This window comes from Polaromonas sp., from assembly GCF_031411155.1.
Classification (GTDB): domain Bacteria; phylum Pseudomonadota; class Gammaproteobacteria; order Burkholderiales; family Burkholderiaceae_C; genus Polaromonas.
On sequence record NZ_JANOAL010000263.1, the window covers coordinates 34,282 to 49,523 of the forward strand.

Sequence of the window (15,242 nt, forward strand, 5' to 3'; positions counted from 1 at the left end):
ACGGCCTATTTCATAGTAATTTCTTCCTGAAATCCGGATTTGGCAAGCACAAAACAAAGGTGAGCACATGATACAAAACGTGGGACTGATCGGCCTGGGGGCGATGGGCAGTGGCATGGCGACATCGCTGCGCCGCGCCGGGCACAAGGTGCAGGTGTATGACGTGCGCGCCGACGTGGCGCGGGCGTTCGTGCAGGACGGCGGCGTGGCCTGCGACTCGCTGGCGCAACTGGGCGCCGCCTGCGAGGTGGTGATCTCGGTCGTCGTCAATGCCGCGCAGACCGAGGCGGTGCTGTTCGGCTCCGATGCGAATGAAGCTGCCGCCGGTTGCGCCGATAGCAAGGAAAGCAGCAGCGGTTGCGCCGCCGCGATGAAGCCCGGCAGCGTGTTCGTGATGTGCTCGACGGTGGACCCGAACTGGTCGATTGCGCTCGAAAAGCGCCTGGCCGCGCTGGGCATTTTGTACATCGACGCGCCGATTTCCGGCGGCGCCGCCAAGGCTGCGAGCGGCGAGATGACGATGATGAGCGCCGGCACCCCGGCTGCGTATGCCAAGGCCGAACCGCTGCTGAACGCGATGGCGGCCAAGGTCTACCGGCTGGGCGACAGCGCGGGTGCCGGCAGCAAGGTCAAGATCATCAACCAGCTGCTGGCCGGCGTGCACATCGCCGCCGCGGCCGAAGCGATGGCCCTCGGCCTGCGCGAAGGCGTGGACCCCGCCGCGCTGTACGACGTCATCACCCACAGCGCCGGCAACAGCTGGATGTTCGAAAACCGCATGGCCCACGTGCTGGCCGCCGACTACACGCCGCTGTCGGCGGTCGATATTTTCGTCAAGGACCTGGGCCTGGTACTCGACATGGCCCGCGCCAGCAAGTTCCCGCTACCCCTGTCATCCACCGCCCACCAGATGTTCATGCAGGCGTCGAGCGCCGGCTACGCGCGCGAAGACGACAGCGCGGTGATCAAGATTTTTCCGGGGATTGAGTTGCCGAAGGGGGCTGGGGCCTGAGGGGCAAGCATGCCTTTCGCGTGGCCGACGGCATTCACTCGCCGCGGTTGCGCATCCAGTCGGCGGTCTGGAAAAACGAGGCATTGAGCCGGGTGCGCAGCGCCTCGTCGACGCCGGTCTCGTGCATGGCCTGGTCCATGCAAGCGAGCCACTGGTCGCGCTCGGCAATGCCTATCGATCCGCCGCCGGTTTGCTGCGGCAGGTGGCGCATACGCAATTTCGGGTGGCCAAAGCGGTCGGTGTAATGCTGCGGCCCGCCCAGCCAGCCGCATAAAAACCAGAACAGGCGCTGCCGCGCGTTGTCCAGCGTGCTGCCATGCGCGGCGCGCAACGCGCTGTAGCCGGGCTCCAGGTCCATCAGGTCGTAAAAGCGCTCCACCAGCGCCTTGACGCGCTCTTCGCCGCCTATCCAGGCGAACGGGGTTTCAAACGGCGGCTTGCCGGAAGGCTTTTCTTCGATTTGCATGAGAGACTCATTTAAAGGGCCCACTTATTGCGCCTTGCGCAGGGTTTCAACCACGGGCGTATTGAGCACGGAACGCAGCCCCCACCAGCCCGCCGCCAGCGCCAGCACGGCGCCGGCCAGGCTGCCCAGCAGCGGCACGGTCCAGGAGCCGGTCCAGCTGAAATCAAACACATAGCGCGCCAGTCCCCAACCCACCGCCAGCGAGACGATGGAGGCGAGAAAGCCGGCCAGCAGACCCACGCCCGCCAGTTCGGCCCGCTGCACCTGCCGCAGCAGTGAGGCGCGTGCACCCACCGCGCGCATGATGGCAAATTCCCGCGCGCGCTCTTCGCGCGTGGCGGTGATGGCTGCAAACAGCACCACCAGGCCGGCCGCCAGCGTGAAGCCAAACAGGAACTCCACCGCCCGAATCACCTGGTCCAGCACACGCTGCACCTGGCCCAGGGTGCTGCTCATGTCGACGTTGGTGATGTTGGGAAAGGCCTTGACCAGCGCGTTGTCAAAGCTGGCGGGTCGGGCCTGCCCGGCCACGGCTACCGGGGCATCCGGCGCGCGGAAGGCGCTGATATAGGTGACGGGCACATCGGCGAGCTGCGCCACCGGGTACATGACAAAAAAATTGACGCGCATGGAGCCCCAGTCGACCTTGCGCAGGCTGGTGATTCTGGCCTCGCTGAGCTGGCCGGCAATGTCAAAGCGCAGGCTGTCGCCGAGCTTGAGGCCCAGCGTCCTGGCCAGGCCTTCCTCCACGCTGACCGCGTCTTTTTCCCCGGCCGTCCAGCGCCCGGCCACGATCTGGTTGTGGCCGGGCTGCTCGGTATTGTTGGAGAGGTTGAATTCGCGGTCCACCAGGCGTTTGGCGCGGTCGTCCTCGAAGTCATCGGGTGTGACGGCCTGGCCATTGACGGCCACGAGACGACCCCGAATCATCGGGTACCAGTCATATTTTTTCACCCCGCCATCGCGCAGCGCCTGCTGAAACGCCTGGCCCTGCTCGGGCTGCACATTGATGACAAAGCGGTTGGGCGCATCGGGTGGCGTGGCATTGCGCCAGCTGCTGATCAGGTCGGTGCGCAGCAGCACCAGCAGCATCAGCGCCAGCAGCCCGACCGCCAGTGCGCTGGTCTGCACCACCGCATACACCGGGCGCGCCGACAGCTGGCGCGTGGCCAGCACCAGCCAGCGCGGCGCGGAGGTTTCGTTGACGCTGGCGCGCAGCAGCTTGACGGCGGCAAAGCTGGCCGCCGCAAACACCAGCACGGCACCGGCAAAGCCGCCGACCGCGATCAGGCCCAGTTTCAGGTCGCTGCTGGCGGCCAGCAGCAAGGCGGCAAAACCGGCCATGCCCACGCCCAGCACCGCCAGCGAGACGGGCTTGAGGTTGCCGACGTCACGGCGTATCACCCGCAGCGGCGGTACCTGGGCCAGCTGCAGCACCGGCGGCAGGCCAAAGGCCAGCAGCAAGGTCAGGCCCATGCCCATGCCGAACAGCACCGGCCACAGCGTGGCGGCGGGCAAGGCGGTCTCGACCAGCCCGGCCAGCAGCAGCACAAAGCCGTAATGCACCGCAAAACCCAGCGCCACGCCGAGCGCACTGGCCACCAGCCCGGCCAGCACGAATTCAACGCTGTAGGCCAGCGCAATGGTGCGCTGCGGCTGGCCCAGCACGCGCAGCATGGCGCAGTCGTCCAGGTGCTTGGCGGCAAAACCACGCGCAACAATCGCCACCGCAACGGCGCTGAGCAGGGCCGCCAGCAAGGCCACCAGATTCAGGAATTTCTCGGCGCGGTCCAGCGTCTGGCGCATCTCGGGGCTGCCGCTTTCGAGCGACTCCAGCCGCACACCGCGAATACCGGACTCGGCGCCGGGCTTTTTGATCGTGTCGGTGGCCCATTTCACATAGGCCTTGACCGCCTTGTCGTCGCCGGCCACGGCAAAGCGGTAGCTGGTGCGGCTGGCCGGCTGAATCAGGCCGGTGGCGGCCACATCGGCCTGGTTGACCATGACCCGCGGCGAAAAGCTGATGAAGCCCGCGCCGCGGTCCGGCTCCTGCACGATGATGCGGGTCAGCTTGAAGCTGGCATCGCCCAGCAGCAAGGTCTGGCCGACCTTCAGGCCCAAGGCGTCGAGCAGCGACGCGTCGGCCCAGGCCGTGCCGGGCGCCGGAATGTCGCGGGTTTGCTGGCCGGCGCCATCCGGGCTGTCGGCCACCTTCATGTTGCCGCGCAGCGGGTAGCCCGCCGGCACCGCCTTGAACGCCACCAGCTTGGCGCCGCCGCCGTCCGCGTCGGTGGCGCGGCCCATGGTCGGAAAGCTCACGGTGGACACCGCCTGCAAACCCAGCGCCTGGGCCTTGGCAATGAAAGCGGCCGGGGTGACGCCGTCGCTTCTGACCACCGCATCACCGCCCAGCAGTTGCAGCGCATCGCGCTCGAGTCCGCCCTTGAGCCGGTCTGCAAAAAAACCGACCGCCGTCAAGGCCGCAACCGCCAGCGTGACGGCCACCATCAGCAAACGCAGCTCGCCCGCCCGCAGATCACGCCGCAGGGTGCGCCAGCCGAGCTTGAGAAATAAGGTGTTCATGCCGCTACCTTAGCGCAGAACCGGTAGCCAGAGCGGGCGTGGGGGCTGGGCGGCCTAACCAACAGGGGACGCAGCCGCCTCCGGCCGCAGCACCAGCCCGGGCTCCAGCCGCAGGCGCTGCGGGCTGGCAAAGCAGACAAAGCGCTTGTTGGTGGCACGGCCAATCGCGCACAGCCCCACCTTCTGCGCCACCTGGTGCCCCATCTGCGTGATGCCGCTGCGCGAGACCACAATCGGCACCCCCATCTGGGCCGACTTGATGACCATTTCGCTGGTCAGGCGGCCGGTGGTGTAGAACACAAGTCCGTCAGATTTGGCAAAAAACACAGAAGCACAATTTTCCGACGGGCCGCCCCCAGGAAAATTAGCCTCGGGGGGCTGCGAGGACACGTCAGTGCCGAGCGCGGGGGCCCTATTTTTTTGCATCCACATCCAGCCGGCAATCGTATCGATGGCGTTGTGCCGGCCCACATCTTCCACAAACAGCAGCATTTCGGGTTCGTCTGATGCCGTCGTGAACAAGGCACAGGCGTGAACCGACCCGGCGGACTTGTAGGTCGTCTCTTTCAGGCGGATGGTGTTGACCAGTGCATACAACTGGCTTTGCGTGATGTGGGCACTGTCAGGCAAGGCAATCTGGTCCACTTCGTCCATCAGCCCGCCAAACACACTGCCCTGGCCGCAGCCGGTGGTGACCACGCGCCTGGCGGTTTTTTCTTCAATGTCTTCAATGCCGTGGCGGGTTTTGACAGCGGCAGCGCCCACGTCCCAATCGACCGTGATCGACTCAATGTCCGCGACCTCCCCGACCAGCCGCTGGTTGCGCAGGTAGCCAAGCACCAGCAGTTCGGGATGGGCACCCAGGGTCATGAGTGTGACCAGTTCGCGTTTGTCCACATACACGGTCAGTGCGCGCTCGGCGGGAATGGGAATTTTGTAGCGCTCGCCGTATTCGTTGACGGCGTCCACTTCGCAGGTTAACGGCGCCTGGGCCTGGCTAAGGTAGGGTACGAAGGGCAATGGCATTGACGTAGCCTAGCGCAAAAAAAGCCGAGACCTTGCGGCCCGGCCTTTTACCTTGGGTGGACAAGGTGTTTCAGGACTTCTTGGCCGGGTTGACGACCGCATCGGGCTGCTTGCCGCTGGGCGGGCTGGTTGCCGTGGCGGCTGGCGAATGCGCACCAGCCGCCTCTAGCGGTTTGGCATCCGGCGGCGTGTAGACAAACGCGCCGGGGTCGGTACATGCGGGCGTTGCGGCTGCGGGTTTGGTTTCCTTGCCAGCGGCCTTACTGGACTGAAAATAACCGGCCGCCACCTTGTCCTGCACCGTGCACAACTGGTAGGCCTCGACCTTGCCGGTCCAGGCGGTCTTGGCGGCCGCCTCGGCGGCTTTGGCCTTGGCGTCGTCGCTCAGCGCCGGCAGTTTGGCAAGCGTCATGCTTGAGGCGCTGACCAGCAGGCTTGCAATCAAAAGTTTTTTCATGGGGCTCTCGCTCTTTAACTTGAGGCTTGCACGGTCTGGCCGGTTTGGCTAGAGGCCGCAGGCTGGCTGCGCTGGGCCGCGATAGCGCCGGCCTTGACATCGTCAAACCAGTATTCATGGTGCTCCCGGGCCCAGGTTTCATCGACATAGCCAGTCTTCATGGCCTTGTAGGCGCCCTCCATGCCAATAGTGCCGATATAAATATGACCGAGAAACAGGCACATCATGAGCACGGTCGCCACCGCATGCACCATGTGTGCAATCTGCATGGTGGAGCGCTCATAGACCAGACCGGGCAGCAGTTTGTCCAGCACCAACCCCGAGGACACCACCACCATGCCCAGAAAGAAAACACCGCCCCAGAAAATCAGTTTCTCACCGGCGTTGAAACGGTTTGAAGGCGGTTCCGCGTCAGAAATCAGGCCGCCGCCCCTGAGCAGCCAGTTCATGTCACCCTTTTGCGGCCAGTTGTCGCGCAAGAAGGTAAAAAACACGATCACCAGCGACACGGCAAACAGCGGGCCGGCAAAATTGTGGGCGGTCTTGAGCACCCAGGTCAGCCAGCCAAACAGGGCGCCACCAATGACCGGCTGCAGGAAAAACTTGCCAAACGCCATGACCAGCCCGGAAATAGCCAGAATGGAAAACGCCGCCGCGTTGGACCAGTGCGCCGCGCGTTCAAACGGGGTAAAACGCTCAATCTTGCGGCCGGTGTCAGCGCCGTGGGTCTTGATCGTGCCTCGGCTGAAATAAAAAATCGCAATCGCCAGCAGCACAATCAAAAACAGCGAGCCGCCGTAGGGAATGATCCAGTTATTGCGCACCTGGCGCCAGGCTTCGCCGGCATTGGTCAGGCGCGAGCCGGGGTATTGCACAAATGGCTGTATCAGGTTGCCGGCCTCGGGCGCCTGGCTTTTGGGCAGGCTGCTGTAGCCCGTGATACCCGCACCCACCTGGCGCCACATGGGGGCGTTGTTTCCGGGCTGGACTTTGGCGCGCTCAGCGTTGGTCTGTTTGGCATAGTTGGGGTCGGCACTGGCCTCGGGCACCACGTCAAAAATATCCTGGCCCCGAATGCCGCCCGTTGCGGCACCGGGGGGAGCCGGCACGGCGGGTACCACCGCTGGGGTGACCAGGCCCGACGCCTGGGCGGCCTGAGGCGCGGAGGTCTGTGCTGCGGCAACTCCGGCCACGCCAATTGCTATAAAAAGTATAGCAACTCGCGCACGTTGCATATGAACCATAAGACCTCCGGTCACTTATTTTGAGGTGGTCAACTTGACATATTCGTTCTGGGTGTTTTGCGCGCGGGCTTTGAGTCCCTGCTCCCAGCTGGCCTTGTCGCCGGCCTTCCAGCCAGACGCCACAAACGGGTTGCCAGCCCCCTGATAAGCCGCCACGTCATTTTTCACGCCGCCCAGGGTTTGCGGCTTTTCGGAGCAGGCCGCAAGGCCCAGCATCGCCATGGCGACCATGAAAACCCGCATCATGATTTGGCTCCCTGCGGCGGCTGGCCGGCCTGTTTGGCGCCGTAGGCGGTACCCCAGCCCCAGACCTCGGCGCCCTTGCCGCGCTGCACCACCCGGTTGCGGAAGATGTCGGCCACCACATCGCCGTCACCCGCCAGCAAGGCCTTGGTCGAGCACATCTCGGCGCAGGCGGGCAGCTTGCCTTCGGCCAGCCGGTTGCGGCCATACTTTTCGAATTCAGCCTGGCTGCCATTGGCTTCCGGGCCACCGGCGCAAAAGGTGCACTTGTCCATCTTGCCGCGCACCCCGAAGGTGCCAGAAGCGGGAAACTGCGGCGCGCCAAACGGGCAGGCATAAGAGCAGTAGCCGCAGCCAATGCAGACATCCTTGTCATGCAGCACCACGCCCTCATCGGTGCGGTAAAAGCAGTTGACCGGGCACACCGCCATGCAGGGCGCGTCGCTGCAGTGCATGCACGCGACTGAAATGGATTTTTCCCCGGGAACACCGTCGTTGAGCGTGACCACGCGGCGGCGGTTGACGCCCCACGGGACTTCGTTTTCATTTTTGCAGGCCGTCACACAGCCGTTGCATTCGATGCAGCGCTCGGCGTCACAAACAAATTTCATGCGTGCCATGGTGACTCCTGAACAGTCGTCATAAAAAAGGTGTAGAGGGTGGGAGCATTTCCGCACCAGCCAGGGCCGCGGATCCGGCTCTGCCGGGCCGCAGGCGCAACGGCCCCCTCGGGGGGCAGCGCAGCACACGAAGTGGCAAGCGTGGGGGTCATGCTCGTTCGACGTTGCAGACCGTCGTCTTGGTTTCCTGCATCATCGTTACGCTGTCGTAGCCATAGGTCGTGGCGGTGTTGATGGCCTCGCCGCGCACAATTGGCGCGGCCCCGCTCGGGTAATACGCCAGCATGTCCGCGCCTTGCCAGCGTCCCGAGAAGTGGAACGGCATGAACACGGTGTCAGGGCCGACCCGCTCGGTCACCAGCGCCTGCACATTCAGGCGGGCGCCGGTCGGGGTGCTGACCCAGGCGCGCTCGCCATTGCGGATGCCCCGGTCAGCCGCTATTTTCGGGTTGATCTCGATGAACATCTCCTGCTGCAACTCGGCCAGCCAGGGGTTGGACCGGGTCTCTTCACCGCCGCCCTCGTACTCGACCAGGCGGCCCGAGGTCATGACCAGTGGAAACTTTTCATGCACCTTGTCGGCCATGTTTTTCTGCTGAATGGTTTTGTACAGCGTGGGCAGGCGCCAGAAGGCTTTTTTGTCATCGTGGGTGGGGTACTTGGCCTGCAGGTCCGCACGGTTGCCATACAGCGGCTCGCGGTGTTGCGGAATGGCATCCGGGAAATTCCAGACCACGGCGCGGGCCTTGGCGTTGCCAAACGGGTGGCAACCATGGTTTTTCATGACCACGCGGATAATGCCGCCCGAAGAATCGGTCTTCCAGTTCTTGCCTTCGGCGGCAGTTTTTTCGGCCTCCGTGAGTTCATCCCACCAGCCCAACTTTTTCACCAGCAGATGGTCAAACTCCGGGTAACCGGTCTGGATGTCGGCGCCTTTCGAGTGAGAGCCGTCTTCGGCAAGCAAATTCTTGCCCTCACGCTCGACCCCGAAATTAGCGCGGAAGTTACCGCCCCCTTCCATGACATGCTTTGACGTGTCGTAGAGATTGGGTGAGCCGGGATGCTTGAGTTCGGGCGTGCCGTAGCATGGCCAGGGCAGGCCAAAATAGTCACCCGCCGTGTCGTAACCCGTCTCCTTGTCTATGCCGCCCCTGGACTTGAGCGTCTTGACGTCAAACAGGTGCATGTTGCGCATGTGCGCTTTCAGGCGCTCCGGGCTCTGGCCGGTGTAACCGATGGTCCAGCAGGTCTTGTTGATTTCACGCAGGATGTCCTCGGGCACGGGCTCGTCCATGCCCCTGACCTTTTGCATCTTGAAGTTCCTCGACAGCTCCTTGGCAAAGCCCAGCTTCTCGGCAAACTGGTGCATGATCATGTGGTCGCTGCGGCTTTCCCACAAAGGTTCGATCACTTTTTCGCGCCACTGCAGGGAACGATTCGAGGCCGTCACCGACCCGCTGGTTTCAAACTGGGTGGCCGCCGGCAACAGGTACACCGCACGGTTGGGATTGAGGTCTTCAGCCTTGCCGGGCATGGCGGCCATGGCCGCTGTGGCCGACGGGTAAGGGTCCACCACCACCAGCAAGTCCAGCTTGTCCATCGCGCGTTTCATCTCCAGACCGCGGGTCTGGGAATTGGGCGCATGGCCCCAGAAAAAGACGGCGCGCAGGTTGGAGTCCTGGTCAATGAATTCGTTTTTTTCCATCACGCCGTCGATCCAGCGCGAAACGGTGATGCCGGGCTTGCCCATCATGGCGGCCGAGGCGTAGCGCCCCTTGATCCAGTCAAAGTCCACGCCCCAGGCCTTGGCGAAGTGCTTCCAGGACCCCTCCGCCAATCCGTAATAGCCAGGCAATGAGTCCGGGTTGGGCCCCACGTCGGTGGCCCCCTGCACGTTGTCGTGGCCGCGGAAAATGTTGGTGCCGCCGCCAGAAACCCCGACATTGCCGAGCACCAGTTGCAAGATACAGGATGCGCGAACAATGGCGTTGCCAATGGTGTGCTGGGTCTGGCCCATGCACCAGACGATGGTTGAAGGCCGGTTTTTCGCCATCATTTCCGCCGCCATGTAGACGCGCGATTCGGGTACGCCGCAGGCTTCCTCAACCTTGTCGGGCGTCCATTTGGCCAGCACTTCCTCCTTGACCTTGTCCATGCCATAGACACGATCATTGATGTACTTGGTATCTTCCCAGCCATTTTTGAAGATGTGGTACAGCATGCCAAACAGGAAAGGGATGTCAGATCCCGAGCGCAGGCGTATGTATTCGTCTGCCTTGGCTGCCGTGCGGGTAAAGCGCGGGTCGACCACGATCATCTTGCAGCCGGTTTCCTTGGCGTGCAGCATGTGCAGCATGCTGACCGGGTGCGCCTCTGCGGCGTTGGAGCCAATGTACAGGGCACACCTGCTGTTTTGCATGTCGTTGTACGAATTGGTCATGGCGCCATAACCCCAGGTGTTGGCGACACCGGCCACCGTGGTGGAATGGCAGATGCGCGCCTGGTGGTCGCAATTGTTGCTGCCCCACAGGCTCATCCACTTGCGCAGCAAATAAGACTGCTCGTTGTTGTGCTTGGACGAACCCACCACATACACCGAATCGGGACCGCTGGCCTTGCGCAGCTCCAGCATGCGGGCCGTGATTTCATTGAGCGCGGTGTCCCAGCTGATGCGCTCATACTTGCCGCCCACCAGCTTCATGGGGTAGCGCAGCCGGTATTCACCGTGGCCGTGCTCGCGCAGGGCGGCACCTTTGGCGCAATGCGCGCCCAGGTTGATGGGCGAGTCAAACACCGGCTCCTGGCGCACCCACACGCCGTTTTCAACCACGGCATCAACCGCGCAGCCGACCGAGCAGTGGGTACACACCGTGCGTTTGACCACAATTTTTCCGCTGCCGTCAGAGGCGGCCCCCGTGGCGGCACCTGCCTTCTTGACCAGCGCCAACTGGGTCGCGGCCAGGCCTACCCCCACCCCCAGACCCGAGCGCCGCAGGAAGGCGCGGCGGTCCATGGTCGGCAGGGCGTTGGCCAGGCCCCGCGAGAGGCTCTGGACAAAACGCGCTGAGCCAGCGCGATGCGCCGGATCACCAGAAAGGTCATGAGATTTTTTCGTGAGCAGCATGGGGCTCTCCGTGAAAATGAAACCAGGAGGAATCAGACGCGGGTGGTTTTGTAGTAGCGCTTGACATGCTCTGACAGGCTGTAACCACCGCCTTTTTCAGGCGCAGGCTTGGGCTCCTGGAGCGCGGCTTCTGGCGCGGGCACGCCGGGCAAAGTTGCTATGGCCGCGACGGCCCCGCCCGTGGCAACGGCACCCAGAAAGAAACCTCTGCGAGAGGGTTTTGGCTGGCTTTCCTGCATGTCTTTCTCCCAGAAATCCTGGCAAGGATATGTAACTCTTTGCATACTTTACGCCTGAGCGCCCTGCACCACAATGGTTCGAAAGGGTGATTACCCAGGTATCCGCGAACCCTAGGGAAAACGATAGGCAATCTTATTGTTGATGCTCGCAAAAGAGTCGACCCAGGCTGCTACAGACCTCGACTGGCGACCCATTCCGGCTGCACAAAACGCTGCCGCGCGGTTCAGGTCAGCATGTCGAAGCCTTGCGCCTCGACACTGATGAAGGCCTGGGTGAAGGCCGCCAGGGCGCGATAAAACCCGGCCTTGGGATGCTGCACGATCGCCTCGCACATCGGGGAAAACCAGGGCTGCACATGCTGCGCAAAAAACTCGCGCTGGCGCGTCAGGTTGGCCACTTCCACATCGTCGCCGGCAATCAGGTAGCGCATGACCTCGCACAGGTAGGCCACATGGTCTTCGGTTTCCGGCATGGCGTCGTCCCGCGCCAGCCCCAGTGCCGCAATATCGGCGCGCAGGGCGGCCAGCGGCTTTTCGTTGAGAAAGCCGCTCAGATAGTGTGATCCAAACAAATACACCTCGGGTTTGCCCACGCCACCAAAAAGGGTATCGAACTCCAGGCTGATGTCGGCCAGGGTATACGCCCGCGCGGCGGCCACCAGCTCACCCCAGGACGCCTCCAGCACCGCGCCAGCAGCCGGTGCTTCGGTGACGGCAAGGCGCATCTTGTCATGCAGCCCGGCACCCGGCGCTGCGTAGTAAAGCGCCGCCAGCAAACCATAGACTTCCGCTCGCGCGGTTTCTTCGTCCAGTAGGGAAGATACGAGTTGGGCTTGCATCATGCTTGGTTTACCGGCGGGTCGGGTTTAGCGGATATCGGTGATCTTGAGTTCGTTGTCCGCCGAGTAGATGTCAATCACCCGGCAGTCGCTGCACATTTTCAGGCGGTCTGCCGCCGCACCCTGAAACATGGCGTGCCCGGCCAGCTTGCCCAGCATGGATTCAATCGCCTTGAGCGTGCCGAAAGGCTTGCCGCAGCGTATGCACTGGTAGGGCTGGCTTTCATTGAGCACACGCGCTTGCTTGCGCTGCGGCGTGAGCAGCAGGCGCGGCACGAGGGCGATGGCGTCCTCAGGACAGGTCGTGGCGCACAGGCCGCACTGCACGCAGTTTTTCTCGATGAACTTGAGCTGCGGGCGGTCCGGGTTGTCTTGCAGCGCGCTGGCCGGGCAGGCGCTGACGCAGCTCAGGCACAGGGTACAGCTATTGGCATTGACGCTCAGGCTGCCGAACGGCGAGCCTTGACCAGGCAGTTCAATCGCCTCGGGCAAGGCAGCGGGCGCTGCCGCCATCAGGTGGTCCAGCGCCAGGTCCAGCGTGCTGCGCTTTTCCTGCGCCACCGCAAAACGGGCCGGGCTGGCGGGCACCATGGGCCGGGCCTTCGCCAGGGCTTGCAGGCCGGCATCCAGGCTGGCGACGGCCTGGGCGGCGGCGCCCATCTGCGCGCGCAGCAGATGGAAGTGAACGCCCGCATAACCCAGGCCATTCATGATGGCCGCGGCCACCCGCATCTGTTCTGCCAGGCCGTCCAGGTAGGCGGGGGCTTCCTCGTCGGTGACCAGCACCGCCACCTGGGTTGCGCCCAGGGCGATGGCGCTGAGCCAGACATCCAGCCCCACACTGGCGGTGTGCCACAGCGCGAGCGGTATCACGTTGGCAGGTACACCCCTAATGGCCTTTTGCAGCTGGGCGGCGCGGCCCAGCGCTTCAATCGCCGCCTGGCCATTGCCCTGGCTGTGCAGCAGCAGCACCGGGTGGGTGCCGCCCGCCTTGCCGTAGGTGGAAAGCAGGGTCTTGAGGCGCACGCCCTGCTCGCTGGCGCGCGGGTAGGCGTAGGTCAGCGCACCCGTCGGGCAGACCGTGGTGCAGGCCCCGCAGCCTATGCACAGATGGGGGTTGACCTTGATCTGGTTACGGTCTTTCTCGCTGCTGATCGCCTCGGCCGAGCAGATCTCCACGCAGGCATTGCAACCGACGGTCTCGTTGCGGCTGTGCGCACAAATTTTTTGCTTGTAGTCAAAGAACTTGGGCTTTTCAAACTCACCCACGAGGCCGCGCAGCTTGACGACGGTGGCCAGCAAACCCTTGGATTCCAGGCCCGCCGAAGCATTCAATGCGAAGTAACCCTGGGGCGGCGCATGCAGCGTCACCAGTGGCGTGGCTCCCAGATCGAGCACCAGATCAAAACCCTCGCTAGCGGTTTGAGCCGTCCGGCTGAAGTCAATCGCGCCTGCTACCTGGCAAACTACCACGCAGTCCCGGTGTGACTTGCACTTGTCGCTATCAATTTGGTAGCCAAGATCAATTGCCTGTTCGGGGCAGACGGCAACACAGGCATTGCAGCGGGTGCACAGGTCCAGGTCAATCGGGTTGCTCTTGTCCCATTGAAGCTCGAACGCGCCCAGCCAGCCGGTCAGCCGCAACGCACTGCCGCTGATGACCGGGTAGTTGCGCGCCTGCGCCGGTGCAACCGACTCTGCACCAGACGACACACCCTGCGAAAAAATCGTCACGTCCAGCGCATCGGCCAGCATGGCGGCGACCTGTTCGGCCTGATCGAGCGGGCCAACAATCAACAGCCGGCCGCTGCTCTGGTAGCTCACCGTGGCGACCGGCTCGGGGTCTGGCAAGTGCGCAGCCGCCAGCAGTGCCGCAACTTTGGGCATCGCGCTGGCAGCGTCCTTGCTCCAGCCGCCGGTTTCCCGAATGTTGACAAAGCGGATCACCGAGGTGGCCCGCCCGGCCTGTTCCCCCAGCTCGGCAAAAAGGCGTTTTTCCTGGGTGCAGGCCAGCACCACATCGTCGCCTGACTGAAGCGCGTTTTGAAAGGCGCCGGCCTCACGCCGGCACAATGCCGAATGCAGCTTCAGGTCTTCATGCAGTACCGCGCCCAGCGCCCGGGGCTGAAGGGGCATGGTCTGGTTGCAGTCGCAAATCAGTGTGGGCATGGTTTTGTGGGCTGACGCCGGCGTCAACGGCTGGAGGCGCTGACACAGGTTGGGTGGAGTCTGGAATGTCGGGACGGACCATGTCCGGATGTTCACAAGACTGTGCCACGGTTTCATCGGTGGGGTTATTCGCACTTTCCCGCGTTGAAGCGTCCGCCAGCGCCTGCTTTTCGGCCTCTTCCTCGTCATCGAACAGCTTGAGGAACTTGGCGCTGGCCATTTGCCGCAGCATCGACTCGGGGATGGGGTCGGACTTCGAATAGTCGTCGATGTAGATGTCCAGGCCATCCATCACGTTGAAGTGCGGATCGGCAAAGAGTTTTTTCATCGCCGCGTTGCGCACCTCGGGCCCGACGTTGCCGGCCATGAAGGGCTTGAAGTCGGAGTCCCGGGTCAGCTGTTTGACATCGTCCAGGGTCAGCAATTTTTCGGGCGGCTCGGGGGCCTGCGCCACGCCGGGCGGGCTTTGCGGCGCCACGGGGCCAGAGGGCAAGGGCGTAGCCACCGGCAGCGGCTTGCCCTGCAGCGCATCGTGCTTGCGGCGCGCCCAGCGGCCCAGAAACCCGGCGTTGTCTTCAGCCATGGTCGGGCCCGCCAAACTTCTTTTCGGTGCTCACCCGTGCCGGGTTGCCGAAACGGTCCTGCAGGGGCTTGAAACTCTGCGGGCGTTGGCGCCGCTTGGCCTCCAGCACGTAGTTCTGGTCCACAAACTGCTGCAGCCACTGCACCACATCGGGGGGTGCCGGCACCTGTTCCACCGTTTCCTGCGCATCGAGCCAGCGTCCGGCGTCGTGGTAGCTCAGGGTGACGGTTTGCGGTACGGCTATCGGCTCATCCGCCAGCACGGCTTCCTCTTCGATGCGCCAGACCACCCAGAAGCACGGCAGCTGCGTCGTGACATTGAGGTAATAGCCTTCGGCATCTCCCAAAAACAGCTCGACCCTGAAGCCCGGATGCAGCCAGCGCTCCTCTCGCTCATCCTTGAGCAGCAGGCGCGGCTGCGTACCAAAGCTTTCCTCATGCGGCACGACATCGGCCAGCACCCAGCGCCAGGGCTGCCAGCGGTTGTCAATGCGCACACGCCGCATCACCACCGCCACTTCGACAAAGGGCCGGCGCGTCGCGCCCTCGTCCGCGGCGGGATGAATCAGGAAATCGGCCATGAGCGCAGTGTAAGGCTGCCGTCATGACCCTGATCGCTGTGGCTGTTAGGGCCGCGG

At 63.5% G+C, this 15,242-nt stretch carries 14 protein-coding genes; 1 reads left to right on the forward strand and 13 read right to left on the reverse strand.

Annotation, left to right across the window (positions count from 1 at the left end):
• The first annotated feature begins 67 nt into the window (after nt 1–67).
• Nucleotides 68–1,012 (forward strand): L-threonate dehydrogenase, encoded by a 945-nt coding sequence (gene ltnD / locus RMO23_RS15765; protein ID WP_309683516.1) that lies wholly within the window; start codon nt 68–70, stop codon nt 1,010–1,012.
• Between the two features lie 34 nt (nt 1,013–1,046).
• Here the strand turns inward: ltnD and RMO23_RS15770 are convergent, their stop codons facing one another.
• The 13 genes from RMO23_RS15770 to RMO23_RS15830 form a co-directional block, all read right to left on the reverse strand.
• Nucleotides 1,047–1,478, reverse strand: coding sequence for a group II truncated hemoglobin (locus RMO23_RS15770; protein WP_309683519.1), 432 nt, complete (start codon nt 1,476–1,478; stop codon nt 1,047–1,049).
• A 24-nt stretch (nt 1,479–1,502) separates the two neighbouring features.
• Entirely contained in the window at nt 1,503–4,061 is a 2,559-nt protein-coding gene (locus tag RMO23_RS15775; RefSeq protein ID WP_309683524.1) for an FtsX-like permease family protein, read from the reverse strand.
• A gap of 54 nt (nt 4,062–4,115) precedes the next feature.
• Nucleotides 4,116–5,087 carry a formate dehydrogenase accessory sulfurtransferase FdhD gene (locus RMO23_RS15780; RefSeq protein ID WP_309683526.1) on the reverse strand — a complete coding sequence of 324 codons (972 nt, stop codon included), beginning with the start codon at nt 5,085–5,087 and terminating at the stop codon, nt 4,116–4,118.
• 70 nt (nt 5,088–5,157) lie between these two features.
• Nucleotides 5,158–5,544, reverse strand: coding sequence for a hypothetical protein (locus RMO23_RS15785; RefSeq protein ID WP_309683528.1), 387 nt, complete (start codon nt 5,542–5,544; stop codon nt 5,158–5,160).
• Nucleotides 5,545–5,558: 14 nt separating this feature from the next.
• A complete protein-coding gene (locus tag RMO23_RS15790) occupies nt 5,559–6,779 on the reverse strand; it encodes a formate dehydrogenase subunit gamma (RefSeq protein WP_309683530.1) in 1,221 nt (406 codons plus the stop codon).
• Nucleotides 6,780–6,803: 24 nt separating this feature from the next.
• On the reverse strand, nt 6,804–7,034 hold the full coding sequence (locus RMO23_RS15795) for a hypothetical protein (RefSeq protein ID WP_309683533.1): 231 nt from the start codon (nt 7,032–7,034) through the stop codon (nt 6,804–6,806).
• Entirely contained in the window at nt 7,031–7,651 is a 621-nt protein-coding gene (gene fdh3B, locus RMO23_RS15800; protein WP_309683535.1) for a formate dehydrogenase FDH3 subunit beta, read from the reverse strand. The genes RMO23_RS15795 and fdh3B overlap by 4 nt, the downstream gene beginning before the upstream one ends.
• Before the next feature lie 148 nt (nt 7,652–7,799).
• A complete protein-coding gene (locus RMO23_RS15805; protein WP_309683536.1) occupies nt 7,800–10,775 on the reverse strand; it encodes a formate dehydrogenase subunit alpha in 2,976 nt (991 codons plus the stop codon).
• A gap of 32 nt (nt 10,776–10,807) precedes the next feature.
• On the reverse strand, nt 10,808–11,014 hold the full coding sequence (locus tag RMO23_RS15810; protein WP_309683580.1) for a formate dehydrogenase: 207 nt from the start codon (nt 11,012–11,014) through the stop codon (nt 10,808–10,810).
• A gap of 224 nt (nt 11,015–11,238) precedes the next feature.
• On the reverse strand, nt 11,239–11,856 hold the full coding sequence (locus RMO23_RS15815; RefSeq protein ID WP_309683538.1) for a molecular chaperone TorD family protein: 618 nt from the start codon (nt 11,854–11,856) through the stop codon (nt 11,239–11,241).
• 24 nt (nt 11,857–11,880) lie between these two features.
• On the reverse strand, nt 11,881–14,022 hold the full coding sequence (locus RMO23_RS15820) for a 4Fe-4S binding protein (RefSeq protein ID WP_309683540.1): 2,142 nt from the start codon (nt 14,020–14,022) through the stop codon (nt 11,881–11,883).
• A complete protein-coding gene (locus tag RMO23_RS15825) occupies nt 13,949–14,605 on the reverse strand; it encodes a DUF3306 domain-containing protein (protein ID WP_309683542.1) in 657 nt (218 codons plus the stop codon). The genes RMO23_RS15820 and RMO23_RS15825 overlap by 74 nt, the downstream gene beginning before the upstream one ends.
• The gene (locus tag RMO23_RS15830; protein WP_309683544.1) at nt 14,598–15,185 is read right to left on the reverse strand and encodes a DUF3305 domain-containing protein; all 588 of its coding nucleotides are present in this window, start codon (nt 15,183–15,185) and stop codon (nt 14,598–14,600) included. Before RMO23_RS15830 ends, RMO23_RS15825 begins: the two co-directional genes overlap by 8 nt.
• Nucleotides 15,186–15,242: the final 57 nt, after the last annotated feature.